Below are 15,704 nucleotides of genomic sequence, written 5' to 3' on the forward strand. Positions count from 1 at the left end.
TGCGGACTCTCTTAATTGAACCAGCTGGCGGTGAGCGCCTGCGCTTCGATCAGCGAGGCGACCACCGGTACACCGAGCGTGAGCGTTTCCGACGTCGGCTGGCGCAAGTCCGGCACCATGATGACGCGGCAGCCGGCGCTGTGGGCGGCACGGACGCCGAAATTGGAATCCTCGAACACCACACAGCTTTCCGGTGCAATGCCGTGCTGCCCGGCAGCCTTGAGATAAATATCCGGCGCGGGTTTCGGGTGTTCGATTTCGTCGCCGCAGACTGCAAAAGCGAAACGCGGCCAGATGCCGGCGGCTTTGAGATGATGTTCGGCAATGCTGCGGCGGGTGGAGGTGGCGACACCGATCGGCAGACCTTGGGCGGCCAGCCAATCCAGCAGCTCGATCAAGCCCGGTTTGAGCGGAATCGGTCCATCGGTCAGCTGCAGATAACGTTCGTGCGTCGCTTCGCGCAGCAAGGTCACCGGGGCATCGTCGCCCAGTTGGCTTTTCAGCCACGCTTCGACCTTGCTGGAGTGCATGCCAACCATGCCCAGCACCACTTCCGCAGGGACGTCGTAGCCAAGCTCGGCGGCGGCATCGTGCCAGGCTTGGCAGGCAATGCGTTCGGTATCGAGCATCAGCCCGTCCATATCGAACAGGGCGGCGTGGATAGGGGCTTGGGGAGTGGATTCAGGCATGGACGAGGTAAGATGGCGCGCAAATCCCGAGTCTACCAGCCTGCCGCCGATCACCCTATGTCCAAAACCGCTCCGAAACCCCACACCGCTCCGAGCCTCGATGTTTGTCCATGCGGCAGCGGCAAGCCATTTGCCGCCTGCTGCGGCCGTTACCACGCTGGTGAGCCGGCCCCCACTGCAGAAGCCTTGATGCGCTCACGCTATAGCGCCTACGTGCTCGGGCTGGAGGACTACCTGCTGGCGAGTTGGCATGCCAGTACCCGTCCAGCGAGCCTTGATCTGGCCAGCGATATGCCGGCCAAATGGCTGGGCTTGAGCGTGAAAGCAGCCGGCAAGGAGGGCGATGCCGGCACGGTTGAGTTTTTGGCCCGTTACAAGGCGGGTGGTCGCGCTTATCGCCTGCATGAAAGGAGTCGGTTCGTGCGGGAAGGCGGGCGCTGGTACTACGTGGATGGCGAGTTGTTCGAGCGCTGAGATCGGGCGCAGTCAATCCCAATCAATCCAAAGTGGCGGCAAAAGCCAAGGGCCAGTGTGAGCTGGCCCTTGGCTTGAACATGACCTGCGAAGTGGTTTATTTCCCCTTCACCTCGAATTCCCCCACGAACACGGTGTCGGTTTTATCCTTCAGCCGCAGCGTGATCATCTGGTCTTGCTGGTTGGCTTTGCCAAATGCCGTGGAAAGCTTGACCTGCAAGGTGATCGCGCCGGTGATGATCTGTTGGCGGCTGCCGAAGTAATTGGCCTCGATCTTGTATTTGCCCGGCTTGGCGGTTTTGAGCGAGAACTCTTCCGGCCCATAGCCACCGGTGGAGTCACGCGAGATCCGGCCACCCTGATAGGTGAAGCGATGGCCGTAGAAGCATTTCTCGCCATTCGGATCAGTCACCCACAAATCCATATCCGTGTTGTCTGCATCCCAGGTCAGCGCCACGCGTAGATCGAGCGGCAGGTTCTTTTTCAGGCGCGGATCGATGCGGCTGGTATCCAGCGATTGTTTGGCGTTGGCGATGATGGCATTCATCTCTGCCAGCGAAATCAACTCGATTTCGGCAAAGCGGCTATCCCAAGTGCCCTCAACCACGCGATTGAGCTGGTCGATGGCTTTCTGGTCTTCGCCGTTGGCGGCATAAGCCAGACCTAGATCGCGGAAGGACTGCGGTTCTTCTTCGGCCATGCGCAGCACTTGCTCGAACACCGGTATGGCGAGCCTGGGTTCCCCGGCTTGCAGCAGACGGTAGCCCAGAATCCGCAGCAGATGCGGGCTTTCCAGATTCATCTCGGCCAGATTGGAGAGCACGCGCAGTGCCAGTTCTCGCTGGCCTTTTTCCAGCAACAGATCGGCTACATCCAGATAGAAAGCGCTGCTGTTGGCATAGCTGGGTTTCTCGTCCAGATAAATCCGGTAGAGCTGATCCGGTGCGGTAGCGCGCAGGCGGTTGGCGTAGGGTGAATCGGGTGCCCACTGCTTGAGCGTGATGGCGATGCTGCTGTCGCTACCCGCTACGCTGTCGCTGCTTTCCGCCGCTTTCATCATGACCGGTGCTGGTGCCGCGGCTGGTGCTGGTGCTGGTGCTGGTGCAGCGCGGGGGGCCATTGCGCCAGCAACACTGGATTGGCGGGCGCTTTCAGCGTTGACTTCGTTGCTGCGTTCCCGACGCTGATCGCTAGCGGTGGGTTTGGGGGCGGGCTTGGGCGTCGGGCGTGCGCCTTTGGGCCAGTCTTTTTCCCACCAGCTCACCTTTTCTTCGAACTCGCGCACCACGTTGTCCAGATGTGATTTCTGCTGGACGCGTATCTGGCTGCCGCGCAGCGCCCTGAGCTTTTCATAGGCGTCGGCATAGAGCGCCGGCGGGGCGATGTCATAGCGCACATAGTCATCCAGCCGATCGAGCACGATCAGCGAGGTTTCCGGCGTGACCACGCCAAATTGCTGGCCGAGGCGGCGAATGGCGGCGCGATTGAACATGTCGTCCGCTTGCAGCGCGGCGATGCGGTAGCCGGCCCAGAGACGCCCGGCATAGGGGTGTTCCGGTGCTTTGGCAGGCAGCGGCACGTTGATCTGGCGGCGTTGCTGGCCGGTTTGCACGGTGAGTTTGAGGTTGCCGCTGCTGGCAGTGAGCTTGCCGGCCAGCCGGAGCAGGCCGTTGCGGGCAAAGGGCGTTTCGCTGGCGACGTCGGCTGCGCCGGTGGCATCGATATCGACCAGGCGCGGCGCATCGTTCAGCAGCGCATCCGCAGCGGCATTCACGCTGCCTTCCTGCAGCAGATCCACCAGCTTGCCGCCGTGGCTATTGGTCAGCGCATTCAACTTGGCACCATAGGCACCGACGGCGCTGTTCAAGGCGTCCAGGCGTTGCTTGGCGGCGAGGGTCGGGAAGGGCTTGTTGCCATAATTGTTGATGCCATCGCTCACCAGCAGATAACCGCCGACATCGGCTTGCGGCTGCCAGTCATTGAGCGCGCTGGCGCCGTCATACACGGTATCGCGCAATGCTTGCTTCAGTGCGGACCAGTCGCCGTTGACGATCGGGTAGGAGACGGTTGGCTCGGCCTTGTCCCGCAGGCGGGTCAGGCGGACTTCGCCGTTGCCCATTGCCTTGAAATAGCGATCCAGCACGGCCAGCTCGTCGGCAGTATTGCGTGCAGCACCCGAGCCGGAGCTATCCCAAAGCAGCCCGAGCACCTTGGGCAACACGCGGCGTTCGGCCTTACCGGCGATGGGGACTTCGGCCACGAACCATGCGCCGTCGTCGTTGATCTGGCGATACACCTGGGTTTGCGTCGACGCCGGTAACTGCAGGCCCAGCACGGTGCCTGGGACGACGTTTTTGCGCTTGAGGCGAGCCTGCACGCCGAAGCCATCCGGCTCGAAGCGCATTGCGCCCAGGCTGCTGCTGACCTTTGGCGCGACAGGGCTGTTTTGCACTTCGACTGTCAGGGAAAAATCGGTAGTCATGCCGGAATAGGCCATCGGGAACTGGTAGTGCAATTCCTGCCCTTGCCGCTCCAGCGGGCCGCTGAACACGATGCGCACGCGCCGATTGCCCTGAGGCGGAATTGGATATACCCGCAGCCGGAAGTTGTTGCCCACTGTTTGCTCCAGCAGGCCAGGGTCGACGCGTCGGCGTTCGATCTCTTCAAACACTTGCCGGCCCTTGGCTTTTTCAACCGGGACCGCCGGCCGCAGTGCGCCATCGATATCCAGCGCAAAGCCGGTGACTTGCTGATTGGCGAGCAGGGGGAGTTGCAACTCGCCTTCGAGCACGCGCCCGGTCGGGTTGTTCAGCTGCATTTCCACGGTGGTTTGCGCGAGCGTGCCGCTGATTTCCACTTCGGCAGAAAGCGATTGCACGCGGATCGGGCTGTCATTGGTGGAGGGGGTGGTCAGCAGCATCGGGCGAGGCAAGGTTGCTGCGCTGAGAGGGCTGGCGATGAGCGTGCTTGCGAGCAAACACGCCACGGTAAACAAGGGGGACAACAGGCGCTTGGTCATGGCAGTTCCAGTTGATGTGAGGAGGCCTGATCAATGAAACGGGGCGGGGGCATGGGCGGGGTTAAATCGGGTTGGCAAAGGGTGAATATTTTTTGCGGGATCGCTTTATAGCAACTCTTGTAGGAGCGAGCTTGCTCGCGATTGCTGCGTTAAATCCATCTGTGCAATCGCGAGCACCCCAAGAGTATTTCCTCGCTGAGCGATGGCAAGCCATCGCACGCTTGCGGGGCACAAGCTCGCTCCTACAAGGTTTGGCTTTTGTGGACAGCCGGGAGCAGCAATGGATACGGAGCAACCCCGGCCGCAAAAAACGCGTCCGGGCTACGTTCAAGCTCTCTGCGGGCATCGACTAGCGATCCAGCGTTTTGAGCTTGGCCTGCAGCTTGGGCGAGGGCTGGTAATCCGGATAGGCCCGCTGGAATTTCTTCCATTCCTCGCGTGCATCACGTTTGAGGCCGGCATCGATCATGGCCTCGATCGTCTCCAGCCACGCTTTGGCTGGCGAGGTGTCCGTGCTGGCTACCCCGGCTGCTGGAGGTGCGGCTGGCGCAGCGGCAACCGGGGCTGGCCGGATGGCTTCCTCGGTATGGGTCTGCGGGGCAACGGAAGTCACACGTGCACGTTGCTCGTCCGCCTGATCAGCTTTGGCGAGCGCAACCGGTGGTGCGCCTGCTGCAGCGGGCTCGACGGGCTCAACTTGTTGGGTTTGATCCACCTTGGCCAAGGCTGTCGGGGCTTCCCGCTTGTGTTCTGCTTTGGCTGGCGCATTGACCTGCGGCTTGGCGGAAGAGGGGGCTGCCGCAGGGGCGGCCCGTTCCGCTGCTTTGCTGGTTTCGGGGGCGGCTTGACGCTGTACGGCATCGTTTTGCGCCAACTGCGCCAACTGCGCCGGGGCGGCGGCGGGTTTCGCTTGAGCGGCTGGTGTCTGCTCGGCAAGGTCGGCTGGCTTCGGGTGACCTGGTGTTGGTTGATCCGTTGGCAGGCCGCGATATAGCAGCAGGCTCACCCCCAGCACGATACTGGCAGCCAAGCCAAAGCCGTAACTCCACGCATGAGGAATGCGACGGAATGGCATTGCGCCGGGATGCGTGTCGTCATTGGCGGCATTGCCTTGCTGCCGCGTTGTAGCTGATGTGCTGTCGCTCGGCGGTTGCGTGCGGACGTGTTCCTTCGCAAAAGCGAGGATGGCCGCATCGCTTTCGGCACTCGGTTCGGCTTGCGGTAGTTGCCGCAAGGCATCTGCCAGCTCGCCTTCGCCGCGCAAAAAGGCATCGAACTCGGCATCGCTGACCGGGTTGGGGGTGTTGTGCAGGTCTGGCTGGCTCATCCTCTTTCCTCCTGCACGGGCATGGGTGATGGCGTGAGCAGGCTCCGCAACTTTTGCATCGCGTAACGCAAGCGACTCTTGGCGGTCTCGGTGCTGACGCCGGTCAGGCTGGCAATGTCGGCAATCTCCAGCCCGCTGAATTGTTGCAACACCAGGGCCTCCCGTTGTTCGTTCGGCAGCGTCCGAATGGCCGCATGCAATTGATCGGCTTGTTGCTGGCGATCCAGCGTGGCTTCCGGGCCGTCGCCGCCTGCTGTTTCATCGGCGATGCGATCCAGGCAGGTTTGCTCGGCATCGTCGTGCGCAAGATCGCTGGCGAGGACCGGTTGTTGCTGTCGCAACAGGTCGATCAGCCGGTTGCGGGCAATCTGGTAGAGCCAGGTTTTGAAGCTGGCGCTGGCTTCGTAGCGATCCGCAGCCTGAATGACGTTCTTCCAGCTGTCCTGGGCGATCTCCTCGGCCCAGTCGGCGCGAGGGCATTGCCAATGAATGAAGCGATGCAGACCAACGCGATGGCGCTGATACAGCTCGGCAAACGCGCTGGTGTCGCCATCTCGATAGCGGACAAGCAGTTCTTCGTCTGGGATGGATGCGGGCATGGTCCGGACTGGAAGTCGATCACTGCTGGTCCGCGTGTGCCATTGCCATGGACATTGAACGGATCAGCAGCGTGTGAAGGGTTAGGCGCCTATTCCAACAGCAATATTTCAACAGCAAGCAAATGTCAGCGCGCCTAAACCTTCAATCCCGTTTCCCCAAACCACACGGTCAGCGGCCCCGGTGGCGCGGGTTTGGCATACAGATAGCCTTGCGCCTCATCGCAGCCGAGCGAGCGCAGGATCGCCGCCTGGGCCGGGAATTCGACGCCTTCCGCCAAGACTTTGATGCCGAGCTTGTGGCCAAGGTTGATCACCATTTCGGCAATGCTGGTTTCGCCGGTGCCCATGTCGCGGATGAAGGCGCGGTCGATCTTGAGCCGGTCCGCTTTCAGCCGCTGCAGATAGGCCAGTGACGAGAAACCGGTGCCGAAGTCATCGATGGCGACTTGCACGCCGAGTTTTTTCAACTGGTCGATGCGGGCGATCACGTCTTCCGGGTTGTGCATCGCCACGCTTTCGGTGATTTCGATTTCGATCAACTCGGGCGGAATCTGGTAACGACGCAGGGCGCTGGCGAGCAGGTCGGTCAACCCTTCGTGATTGAACTGCACCATCGAGACATTGATCGCCACGCGCAGCTCGCCAAAGCCTTGGTCACGCCAGATGGCAATCTGCTTGCAGATGTTGTCGAGCAGCCAGTCGCCCAGTTCGATGATCAGGCCGGATTGCTCTGCCAGTGGAATGAACTGGTCAGGGGGCACGTACTGACCATCCGACAAGGGCCAGCGCGTGAGTGCTTCGACGGCGATGACGCGGCCGGTGGAGAGTTCGATCTGGGGTTGATAGAACACCGTGAGCAGCCGGTTGGCGATGGCCGATTCCAGATCATTGAGCAGGTTCAGCCGCTGGCGCGAGGCGCGGCTCATGGCTGGCGAATACCACATCACGCCGCCGCGGGCCGATTGCTTGGCGAGGTTCAGCGCGATGGTCACATCCTTGAGGCAACCCAGCCCGTCGGCTTCGGTATCGGCCAGCCGGGCGGCGGCGGTGGTGACTTGCACGCGCAACTGGTGGGATGCGACGGCGAACGGGCGTGAGAACGCGGCCAGAATCTGCGGGATATCGAGCTCGCCGGCGCGGCCAGCCAGCGCGAAGACGTCCACATCGACCCGCGCCAGCACGATGCCCTGTGGAATGAGGGCGCGCAGCCGCAGCGTGATGCTTTGCAGGAGTTGATCGCCGATCAGGTGGCCGAGCGCATCGTTGATCTGCGAGAAGTGATCGACATCGATCATCAACACGCATTCATCACCCTGTGCACCGGCACGGAGCTGATCGAGCTGGCTGACGAACTGGGTACGGTTGGCGATGTGGCAGAGCGGGTCGCTATAGGCCAGTTCCTGCAGCTGCTGGAACAGCGCAATGTTTTCCAGGCCGATGGCGATATTGCTGCAGAACACGTCGAGCAGCTGTTGCTCGATGTCGTCGAGCGGCCGACCGGTATGCAGGTAGATCACCGCTTCCTGCTCGCTGGGCCGCGACACATAGAGCACAACGTATTCATCGGTGAACAAGGTGCTGCGCGAGCGGATGGCGTGTTCGATCGTGTTGGTGAGTTCGATGTCGTTGATGGCATTGAGTGGCTGGCCGATCCGCTTGTCCAGTGCGCCGATCGCACTGGTGATCGTCCAGGCATGGGGGGGCTGAAAGCCGGGGCTACCGGGGTTATGCACGCAGATCAGCCCCGCTAGTGGCAGGCCCAGCAGCGCGGCCATGTCGGCAAGGACGCGGCCGGTGAAGCTCTCGAACGAACGGCGTTCGAACAGTTGGCCGGAGGCTTCGACGATCAATGCCAGGCCGCGGCGGCTGGCGTTGATGATCTTGAGCTGCTGATAAGAGCGGATGGCGGTGGTGAGCGTGGTCAGCAGGCGGATTTGCGACAGGTCGGACTTGGTCTTGTAGTCGTTGATGCCGTAGTCGCGGATCACCTGGTATTCCGGGGCATAACCGGGATGGCCGGTGCGCAGCACGATGCGCAGTTCTTGCAGGTTCAACTGGTTGCGGATCGCGTGGGCGACTTTGAGGCCATCGTCGTCGCCTTGCATGACGACATCCAGCAGCACGACGGCGATATCGCTCTCACGGGAGAGGATGTTGAGTGCTTCCTGGCCGTTATAGGCGTGCAGAAATTCAAGCTCGCGATCGAGGATCAGGCTGTCCCGGAGTGCAAAAGCCGTGGCGAGGTGGACATCCTGTTCGTCGTCGACCACCAGGATGCGCCAGCGTTGCAAGGCCTCGCCGCTTTCTTCGGGCTCATCGGAGAGGCGGAGGGTGTCGTGATCCGGGCTGGTTGCATTCATGACTGGGGTTCCGTTGCGGGTGGGGCGATGCAAGGCAAGGTCACGATAAAGCAAGCGCCTTTCCCCTCTTGGGTCTGTACTGAAATGGTGCCGCCGAGTAGTCCGGTCACCAGGCTATGCACGATGTGCAAGCCCAGCCCGCTGCCACCCCGGCCTAATCGGGTGGTGAAGAAGGGCTCGAAAATTCGTGCCAGCGATGCTGCAGGAATGCCCGCACCATCATCTTCGAATTTCAATTCGACATGATCGCCAACGCGGCGGCCGTTGACCCGGATATGCCCGGTCGGTCGGCCATCGAAAGCGTGCACGATGGCGTTGCCGATGAGGTTGCCCATGACTTGGCCCAGCGGACCGGGATAGCTGTCCATCGATACGTGATCCGGCAAATCGAGCTCAAGCGTATAGGTGGTCTTGCGGATTTGCGGCGTAAACAGCTCGGCGTATTCGGTCAGTGTTGTTTTCAGGTCAAAGCTGCGGCGATTGGCACTGGTCTGGTCGACGGCCGCTTGCTTGAAATGGCTGATCAGCTCATGGGCCAACTGTAGATTGCGCTCCAGCAGCTGCGATGCCTCGTTGGCACTGGCTAGGTAGTCGGCCAGTTGCGAGCGCTTGAGGGTGTTGGCTTCGAATGCTTCGACGACTGCCCGTGTCTTGTCGGTGAGCGTGCTGGAGACGGTGACGCAATTGCCGATCGGGGTGTTTAGTTCGTGGGCGAAACCGCCGACCATGCTGCCGATGGAGGCGAGTTGTTCTTTGCGGAGTAATTCGTTGCGCAGGCCGTCCAGTTCGCTGCGAAGCCAATCAAGTTCATTGTCGAATCCTGCCGGGATTGCCTCGATATCAGACCCGGTATCAAGCGGGCTGGCGCTAGTGAGATCAGCGGGTGAGGCAGCAGGCGGGCCGGCAGCAATCGTCATGGCAGACTCGGTGAACTAATACGTTCTTGATAGCTTTCAATATCAGAGTCTGCCACTTGTCATAAGACATTGGTATCAATCTGCGTCGAATTCTCCACCAACAATCCGATAGATGACATCCAGCGAAAATCCGCGTGCCGCCAGAAAGCGGAGTTGCTTGGCACGCTCGGCAGCGTCGCTGGGTGGATTGGGGAATTTTCTGCGCCAGACGGCATTGGCTCGGGCGAGTTCATCTTCTTCGGTGCCGGCAATCGCGCTTTCGATTTGTTCGCTGTCGACGCCTTTTTGCCGCAATTCTGCGCGCAGGCGATTGGGGCCATAGCGGCTGGCGCGGCTGCTGACCCATTGCTCGGCAAAGCGGCCATCCGATAGCCAGCCACGGGCTTCGAAATCATCAAGCAGGGCATCGAGTTTGAGGAGGTCTGCTTCGTCTTCGATGCGAACCAGGAGCTTCTGCCGTAGTTCGTTGCGACTGTATTCACGCCGGGCCAGATAGGCGAGGGCCTTGTTGCGCAGATCGGACATCGACGGGCTCCGGGGGCAGGACGGTGAAAAGGATGATTGCGCACTTCGAGTGCAGCGGAGGGCAGTCTGAAATGCGACTGGCCGCACGGGGCGGCCAGTCGGGCAGTGAAACTGCGTGGTTTATTCGGCCACGGCTTCGCTGTCTTCCTCTTCCATCAGGCCACCACCGGATTCGAGCGGCAACGTGGAGATCCCCACCTTGGCGCGAATCTTCTGCTCGATTTCGGCCGCGACTTCCGGATTGTCTTTCAGGTAGATACGGGAGTTTTCCAGCCCCTGGCCAATCTTGTTGCCGTTGTAGCTGTACCAGGCACCGGATTTTTCGACGATCTTGTGCGTAACACCGTGCTCGATCAGTTCGCCTTCGTGTGAGATGCCTTCTCCGTAGAGAATGTCGAAGTTGACCACGCGGAACGGGGGCGCAACCTTGTTCTTGGCGACCTTGACCTTGGTGACGTTGCCGATGATTTCGTCGCCCTTTTTCACCGCGCCGATGCGGCGGATATCAAGGCGAACCGAAGCGTAGAACTTGAGCGCATTACCACCGGTGGTGGTTTCCGGGCTCTGGCCCGGCATCATCTGGCCGATCTTCATCCGCAGCTGGTTGATGAAGATCACCAAGGTGTTGGTGCGCTTGATATTGCCAGTGAGCTTGCGCAGCGCCTGGCTCATCAGACGGGCTTGCAGGCCGGGCAGTTGATCGCCCATTTCGCCTTCGATTTCAGCACGCGGGGTGAGGGCGGCCACCGAGTCGACCACGATGACGTCCACGCCGCCGGAGCGCACCAGCATGTCGCAGATTTCCAGACCTTGCTCACCGGTATCCGGTTGCGAGATCAGCATGTCTTGCACGTTGACGCCGAGTTTTTGTGCGTAGACCGGATCGAGCGCGTTTTCCGCATCGATGTAGGCGGCGACACCACCGGTCTTCTGGATTTCGGCGACCACGTGCAGACACAGCGTGGTTTTACCGGAGGATTCCGGGCCGAAGATTTCAACAACGCGGCCACGGGGCAAACCGCCGACGCCGAGGCCGAGATCAAGGCCAAGCGAGCCGGTGGAAACGACCTGCAGATCGTTTTCGATCTGGCTTTCGCCCATCTTCATGATGGCGCCCTTACCGAATTGGCGTTCGATTTGTGCCAGTGCAGCCGCCAGCGCCTTGCTCTTGTTGTCGTCCATTGCCTGTTCCGTATGAGAAGGGTGATTCGAAGAGGTGTTCGAAGTGTTGCTACGAAGTATTGGAGCGATTATAGAACAATCGTTCTGTTTGGCAAACGGTTTTTGCCAGGCGGTGCCGGCATGCCACATTCATGGATGGCTTAGGCTGTTGGCAGATCAGGCTCGTGCCGCGGCACTGGCAAGGTGAAGTAGAAGGTGGCGCCTTCGCCCGGCGAGCTCTTGGTCCAGATGCGGCCATCGTGGCGCGTGATGATCCGCTGCACCAACGCAAGGCCAATGCCGTTGCCGCTGTAGTCGCTGTGCAAGCGCTGGAAAGGGCTGAACAACTTGCTGGCTTGGGCCATATCGAAGCCGACGCCATTGTCCGCCACGTAATAGACGCTTTGCCCATGCACGTGGGTAACGCCCAGGCTGATTCTGGGATTCGTTTGCTGGCTAGTGAATTTCCAGGCGTTGTCGAGCAGGTTGTGGAGCGCGATGCGGATCAGCTTGGGGTCTGCTTCGACATTGAGCGCCGGCGAAATCGCCAGATCGATCTGCCGATCCGGCTGCAACAGCTGGAATTCCTCGATGATCTCCAGCGCCAGCGCCGATAGATCGAGCGGCTGGCGTCGCGCATCGCTGCGGCTGAGTCGTGCCAGCGAGAGCAGATCGTCGATCAGCGTGGTCATCGAATGCGCGGCGGAGCGGATGCGGGCGAGGTAGCCGCGTGCGTTGGTATCGAGCCGATCGCTGTAGTCCTCCATCAGCACCTGGCTGAAGCCCTCGATGGTGCGTAACGGGCTGCGCAGGTCGGTGGAGATGGAATGCGAAAAGCTGTCCAGCTCGTGATTGGCGGCGGCCAGCCCACGGGTCTGCACTTCGATCGTTTCTTCCAGATGATGCCGGTATTGCTCCAGCCCGAGTTCCGCCTGTTTGCGCGTACTGATATCGATCATGAAGCCTTGTAGCTGGCGCACGCCTTCGTTATCGGCATGGCTGGCGGCAACCAGCAAGACCCAGACGGTGCGGCCATCCTTGGCGAGGAAACGGCATTCGAATTCCTGCTCCGGCGTATCGGCGTGGTCACTGAACAATTGGTAGGCGAGGTGACGGTCGTCCGGATGCAGATAGTTCGACAGGAAGGCTTCGTGGTACCAGAGCGTGAGCGGGTAGCCGAGCAGCTTCTCGGCTTGCTGGCCGATGTAGGTAAAGCGCCATTCGCTGGCGTTGGCATCCCACGGGATCACTTGCGTGGATTCGACCAGCCGCTTATAGCGATCCTGGCTCACGCGCAATGCAGATTCGATCTGGCGGCGGCTGAGGATGTCTGCTTCCAGCTGCAGATTCTTCAATTCCAGCGCCTCGATCAATGCGTGCAGCGATTGCCGGGTGGATTCGAGGTTATGGCCGAGCTGACCGATTTCGTCCTTGCGTGCCCAGACAAAGGGTTCATCCAGTTGCCGGTGCGCCAGCTTCAACGATTGCTGCGATAGCCGCGCCAACGGTTTGACCACGCGTGAATTGAGCAGGAACAGGATCAGCGCCAGGCTGATCACGACCTGCAAGACCACGGCCCCGGTATAGAGCCGCTGTTCCTGCTCGATGGCTGAAATTTCCTTGCCGTCATCCAGATCGACCGTCACGGTGCCGATGCTGTTGCCTTGCTTGGTGACGGTGCGGCTCAGGGTATGGACGTTGCCGGTGCGACGCTCGGGCCGGTTGGCAGACAGGAACACGCCGAGCGTGGTGTCGTTGACGGTGACGCGGATGATGCGCTCGTCGCTCATCACCGAATCCAGCAGCGGCCGGCCGGCATCCGGCGACAGGTTCCACAGCGGTTCTTGCATGCCGAGCACCAGGATGTCGGCGATGCGCTGGTGATCCTGCGCATTTTGCACGCGGCTTTGCTGCAGGCGGCTGGTGAGCAGCAGCACGCTATTCACGCTGGCCGGCAACAACAAGCCGAGCAGCGTAGCGATGACAAGAGCAGTGCGGAGCGAGAGGTTTTTCATTGTTGGAATAGACATGGCGCTTTCGCCGCTAGTCTAGTGCATGTTGGCAGATCGCAGCATATGACGGAGGCAAAACGTGCGCTGGAGGGGCTTGGGCGCGGCATAATCGCGTGTCCAAGAAAGGCCGGGGAGTGCGCTTTACATGCAAGTGATCGTTTTGGGCGGTGGTGTCATCGGGGTGACGTCGGCCTGGTTCCTGGCCAAGGCAGGCCATCAGGTCACTGTGATCGAGCGCGCGCCGGAAGTGGCGCGGGAAACCAGTTATGCCAATGGCGGGCAGATTTCGGTGTGTCACGCCGAGCCTTGGGCTGGCCCGAAAGCGCCGTGGAAAGTATTGCAATGGCTGGGGGACGAGGAAGCGCCGCTGCTGTTTCGCCCGCGACTCGATCCGGCGCAATGGCGCTGGGGTTGGCGCTTCCTGCAGCAATGCACCGCTGCTCATGCTCGCCGCAATTTGCAAAATCTCGTGCGGCTTGGACTTTACAGCCGTGAATTGCTGCAGCAAGTGCGGGCGGAAACCGGCATTCATTACGACGAGCGTACCGAAGGCATATTACATTTCTATACCGATGCGGCCGAGTTCGAAGCGGCCATTCCTGCCGCCCGGCTCATGCGCGATGCCGGCCTGGATCGGCAAGTAAAAAGTGCGACGGAATGTCTTGCCATCGAGCCGACGCTGCAGCGCTCCATGCGCCCCATTGTCGGCGGCACCTACACACCCAGCGATGAATCCGGTGATGCGCGCCGGTTTACCGATGAGCTGGCGCGACTGTGCGAAGGGCTGGGCGTGGTGTTCCGCTATGACTGCGCCATCGAAGGGTTTGAGCGCGAGGGCGGGGATGTCCGTGCCGTGCGAGTGCGTGGCTTGAATGGAGACCCGGCCGGTAGCGAACGACTGGCTGCCGATGCCTTCGTGGTCTGTCTGGGCAGCTACAGCCCGCTGCACCTCAAGTCGCTTGGCATCACGCTCGATATCTATCCGGCCAAAGGTTACTCGGCCACCATCCCGGTACAGGATCACCACCAAGCACCCACGGTGAGCCTGACCGACGATGGCCACAAGCTGGTGTTTTCCCGGCTCGGCAACCGCCTGCGGGTGGCGGGCACGGCGGAATTCAACGGCTATAACCTCGACCTGAATCCCGTGCGTTGCAAGGCGATTGTCGATCGCACGCGGGAGATCTTTCCGAATGGCAGCGATTATGCTGCGGCGCAATTCTGGACCGGCTTGCGGCCCGCGACACCGGGTAACTTGCCTTATATCGGCGGCACGCGTTACCCAAGCCTGTGGCTGAATACGGGGCACGGCACTCTGGGTTGGACGGAGTGTTGCGGTTCCGGCAAGGCGATTGCCGATCTGGTTTCCGGCCGGAAGCCGGAGGTGGATTTTCCGTTTACTCCGGCCTTGTAACTGACCCATTAAAGCAGCAACAAAAAACGCCCGATCGCCGGGCGTTTTTTATTACCGATCACCTGAAACGCGCTGCGCTATTTAATGACCGCACGCAAATCACCGTTGGCATACCGCGTCGCCATCTGCTCCAGCGAGATTTCCTTGATCTTGCTCGCTTTCCCGGCTGCCCCAAACGCCTCATAACGGGCAATGCAGATGTTTCGCATCGCAACCGTTGCGTCCTTGAGGTATTTGCGCGGATCGAACTCAGCCGGGGCTTTGGCGAAGGCGCGGCGGATTGCGCCGGTCGCAGCCAGGCGCAGATCGGTATCGATGTTCACCTTGCGCACGCCATGGCGAATGCCTTCGACGATTTCCTCGACCGGCACGCCATACGTTTCAGGAATTGCACCACCGAATTCGTTGATCACTGCCAACCAGTCCTGCGGCACTGATGAGCTGCCGTGCATCACCAAATGGGTGTTCGGCAGGCGGGCATGGATTTGCTTGATGCGCTCGATCGCCAAGGTGTCACCTGTCGGTGGCCGAGTGAATTTGTATGCGCCGTGGCTGGTGCCAATGGCAATCGCCAAGGCATCGACTTGCGTTTCGCGTACGAAGGCCGCGGCTTCTTCCGGGTCAGTGAGCATCTGGCTGTGATCCAGCTTGCCTTCCGCGCCGACGCCATCCTCTTCGCCGGCCGTGCCGGTTTCCAGGCTGCCTAGGCAACCCAGTTCGCCTTCGACCGAGACACCGCAAGCGTGGGCGAAATCGACCACGGTTCGGGTGACGGCGACGTTGTAGGCGTAATCGGTCGGCGTCTTGCCGTTCTCGCCCAGCGAGCCATCCATCATCACCGACGAGAAACCAAGCTGAATGGCACGTTGGCAGATCGCCGGGCTGGTGCCGTGGTCCTGATGCATGACGACGGGGATGTGCGGAAACTCTTCGATCGCTGCCAACATCAGGTGGCGCAGGAACGGCGCACCGGCGTAGGCACGAGCGCCGGCAGAGGCTTGTACGATCACCGGGCTGTCGGTGCGGTCAGCGGCTTCCATGATGGCGCGCATCTGCTCCAGATTATTCACGTTGAACGCGGGCAGGCCGTATTGGTGTTCGGCGGCGTGATCCAGCAATTGGCGCATGGAAACGAGGGGCATGATGGTTTTCCTGAAAGACGACTGAATTCGATGTCTGTAGGAGCGAGCTTGCTCGCGATGGCAAT

Annotated in this window: 12 protein-coding genes; 2 read left to right on the top strand and 10 right to left on the bottom strand. The window is 60.8% G+C overall.

The window, feature by feature from the left end; genetic code table 11:
* Window positions 1-11: 11 nt before the first annotated feature.
* Window positions 12-689 carry an HAD family hydrolase gene (locus tag BR41_RS01465; RefSeq protein WP_035051897.1) on the bottom strand — a complete coding sequence of 226 codons (678 nt, stop codon included), beginning with the start codon at window positions 687-689 and terminating at the stop codon, window positions 12-14.
* Between the two features lie 57 nt (window positions 690-746).
* On the opposite strand from BR41_RS01465, the gene BR41_RS01470 reads away from it, so the two are divergent.
* On the top strand, window positions 747-1,163 hold the full coding sequence (locus BR41_RS01470) for a YchJ family protein (RefSeq protein ID WP_035052451.1): 417 nt from the start codon (window positions 747-749) through the stop codon (window positions 1,161-1,163).
* Between the two features lie 97 nt (window positions 1,164-1,260).
* Here the strand turns inward: BR41_RS01470 and BR41_RS01475 are convergent, their stop codons facing one another.
* The 8 genes from BR41_RS01475 to BR41_RS22565 all read right to left on the bottom strand — a co-directional run bounded on the left by BR41_RS01475 (window position 1,261) and on the right by BR41_RS22565 (window position 13,101).
* Window positions 1,261-4,182 (bottom strand): DUF2135 domain-containing protein, encoded by a 2,922-nt coding sequence (locus BR41_RS01475; protein ID WP_035051899.1) that lies wholly within the window; start codon window positions 4,180-4,182, stop codon window positions 1,261-1,263.
* 349 nt (window positions 4,183-4,531) lie between these two features.
* A complete protein-coding gene (locus BR41_RS01485) occupies window positions 4,532-5,509 on the bottom strand; it encodes a hypothetical protein (protein ID WP_035051903.1) in 978 nt (325 codons plus the stop codon).
* The gene (locus tag BR41_RS01490) at window positions 5,506-6,108 is read right to left on the bottom strand and encodes an RNA polymerase sigma factor (RefSeq protein WP_035051904.1); all 603 of its coding nucleotides are present in this window, start codon (window positions 6,106-6,108) and stop codon (window positions 5,506-5,508) included. The genes BR41_RS01485 and BR41_RS01490 overlap by 4 nt, the downstream gene beginning before the upstream one ends.
* 134 nt (window positions 6,109-6,242) lie before the next feature.
* Window positions 6,243-8,468, bottom strand: coding sequence for a GGDEF/EAL domain-containing response regulator (locus tag BR41_RS01495; RefSeq protein ID WP_035051907.1), 2,226 nt, complete (start codon window positions 8,466-8,468; stop codon window positions 6,243-6,245).
* Complete coding sequence (locus BR41_RS01500) at window positions 8,465-9,385, bottom strand: sensor histidine kinase (protein ID WP_051709755.1); 921 nt, start codon at window positions 9,383-9,385, stop codon at window positions 8,465-8,467. Before BR41_RS01500 ends, BR41_RS01495 begins: the two co-directional genes overlap by 4 nt.
* A gap of 75 nt (window positions 9,386-9,460) precedes the next feature.
* Complete coding sequence (gene recX / locus BR41_RS01505) at window positions 9,461-9,910, bottom strand: recombination regulator RecX (RefSeq protein ID WP_035051910.1); 450 nt, start codon at window positions 9,908-9,910, stop codon at window positions 9,461-9,463.
* Between the two features lie 120 nt (window positions 9,911-10,030).
* Entirely contained in the window at window positions 10,031-11,092 is a 1,062-nt protein-coding gene (recA, locus tag BR41_RS01510; protein ID WP_035051913.1) for a recombinase RecA, read from the bottom strand.
* A gap of 140 nt (window positions 11,093-11,232) precedes the next feature.
* Window positions 11,233-13,101 carry an ATP-binding protein gene (locus BR41_RS22565; protein WP_084186758.1) on the bottom strand — a complete coding sequence of 623 codons (1,869 nt, stop codon included), beginning with the start codon at window positions 13,099-13,101 and terminating at the stop codon, window positions 11,233-11,235.
* A 127-nt stretch (window positions 13,102-13,228) separates the two neighbouring features.
* Here BR41_RS22565 and BR41_RS01520 point away from each other — a divergent pair, with 127 nt between their 5' ends.
* Window positions 13,229-14,497, top strand: a complete 1,269-nt coding sequence (locus BR41_RS01520) for a D-amino acid dehydrogenase (RefSeq protein ID WP_035051915.1) — start codon at window positions 13,229-13,231, stop codon at window positions 14,495-14,497.
* Window positions 14,498-14,574: 77 nt separating this feature from the next.
* Here BR41_RS01520 and fba read toward each other — a convergent pair whose 3' ends face one another.
* Window positions 14,575-15,639, bottom strand: coding sequence for a class II fructose-bisphosphate aldolase (gene fba, locus BR41_RS01525; protein WP_035051917.1), 1,065 nt, complete (start codon window positions 15,637-15,639; stop codon window positions 14,575-14,577).
* Window positions 15,640-15,704 lie beyond the last annotated feature (65 nt).

Origin of the sequence: Andreprevotia chitinilytica DSM 18519 (genome assembly GCF_000711875.1) — a bacterium.
Taxonomy (GTDB): Bacteria; Pseudomonadota; Gammaproteobacteria; order Burkholderiales; family Chitinibacteraceae; genus Andreprevotia; species Andreprevotia chitinilytica.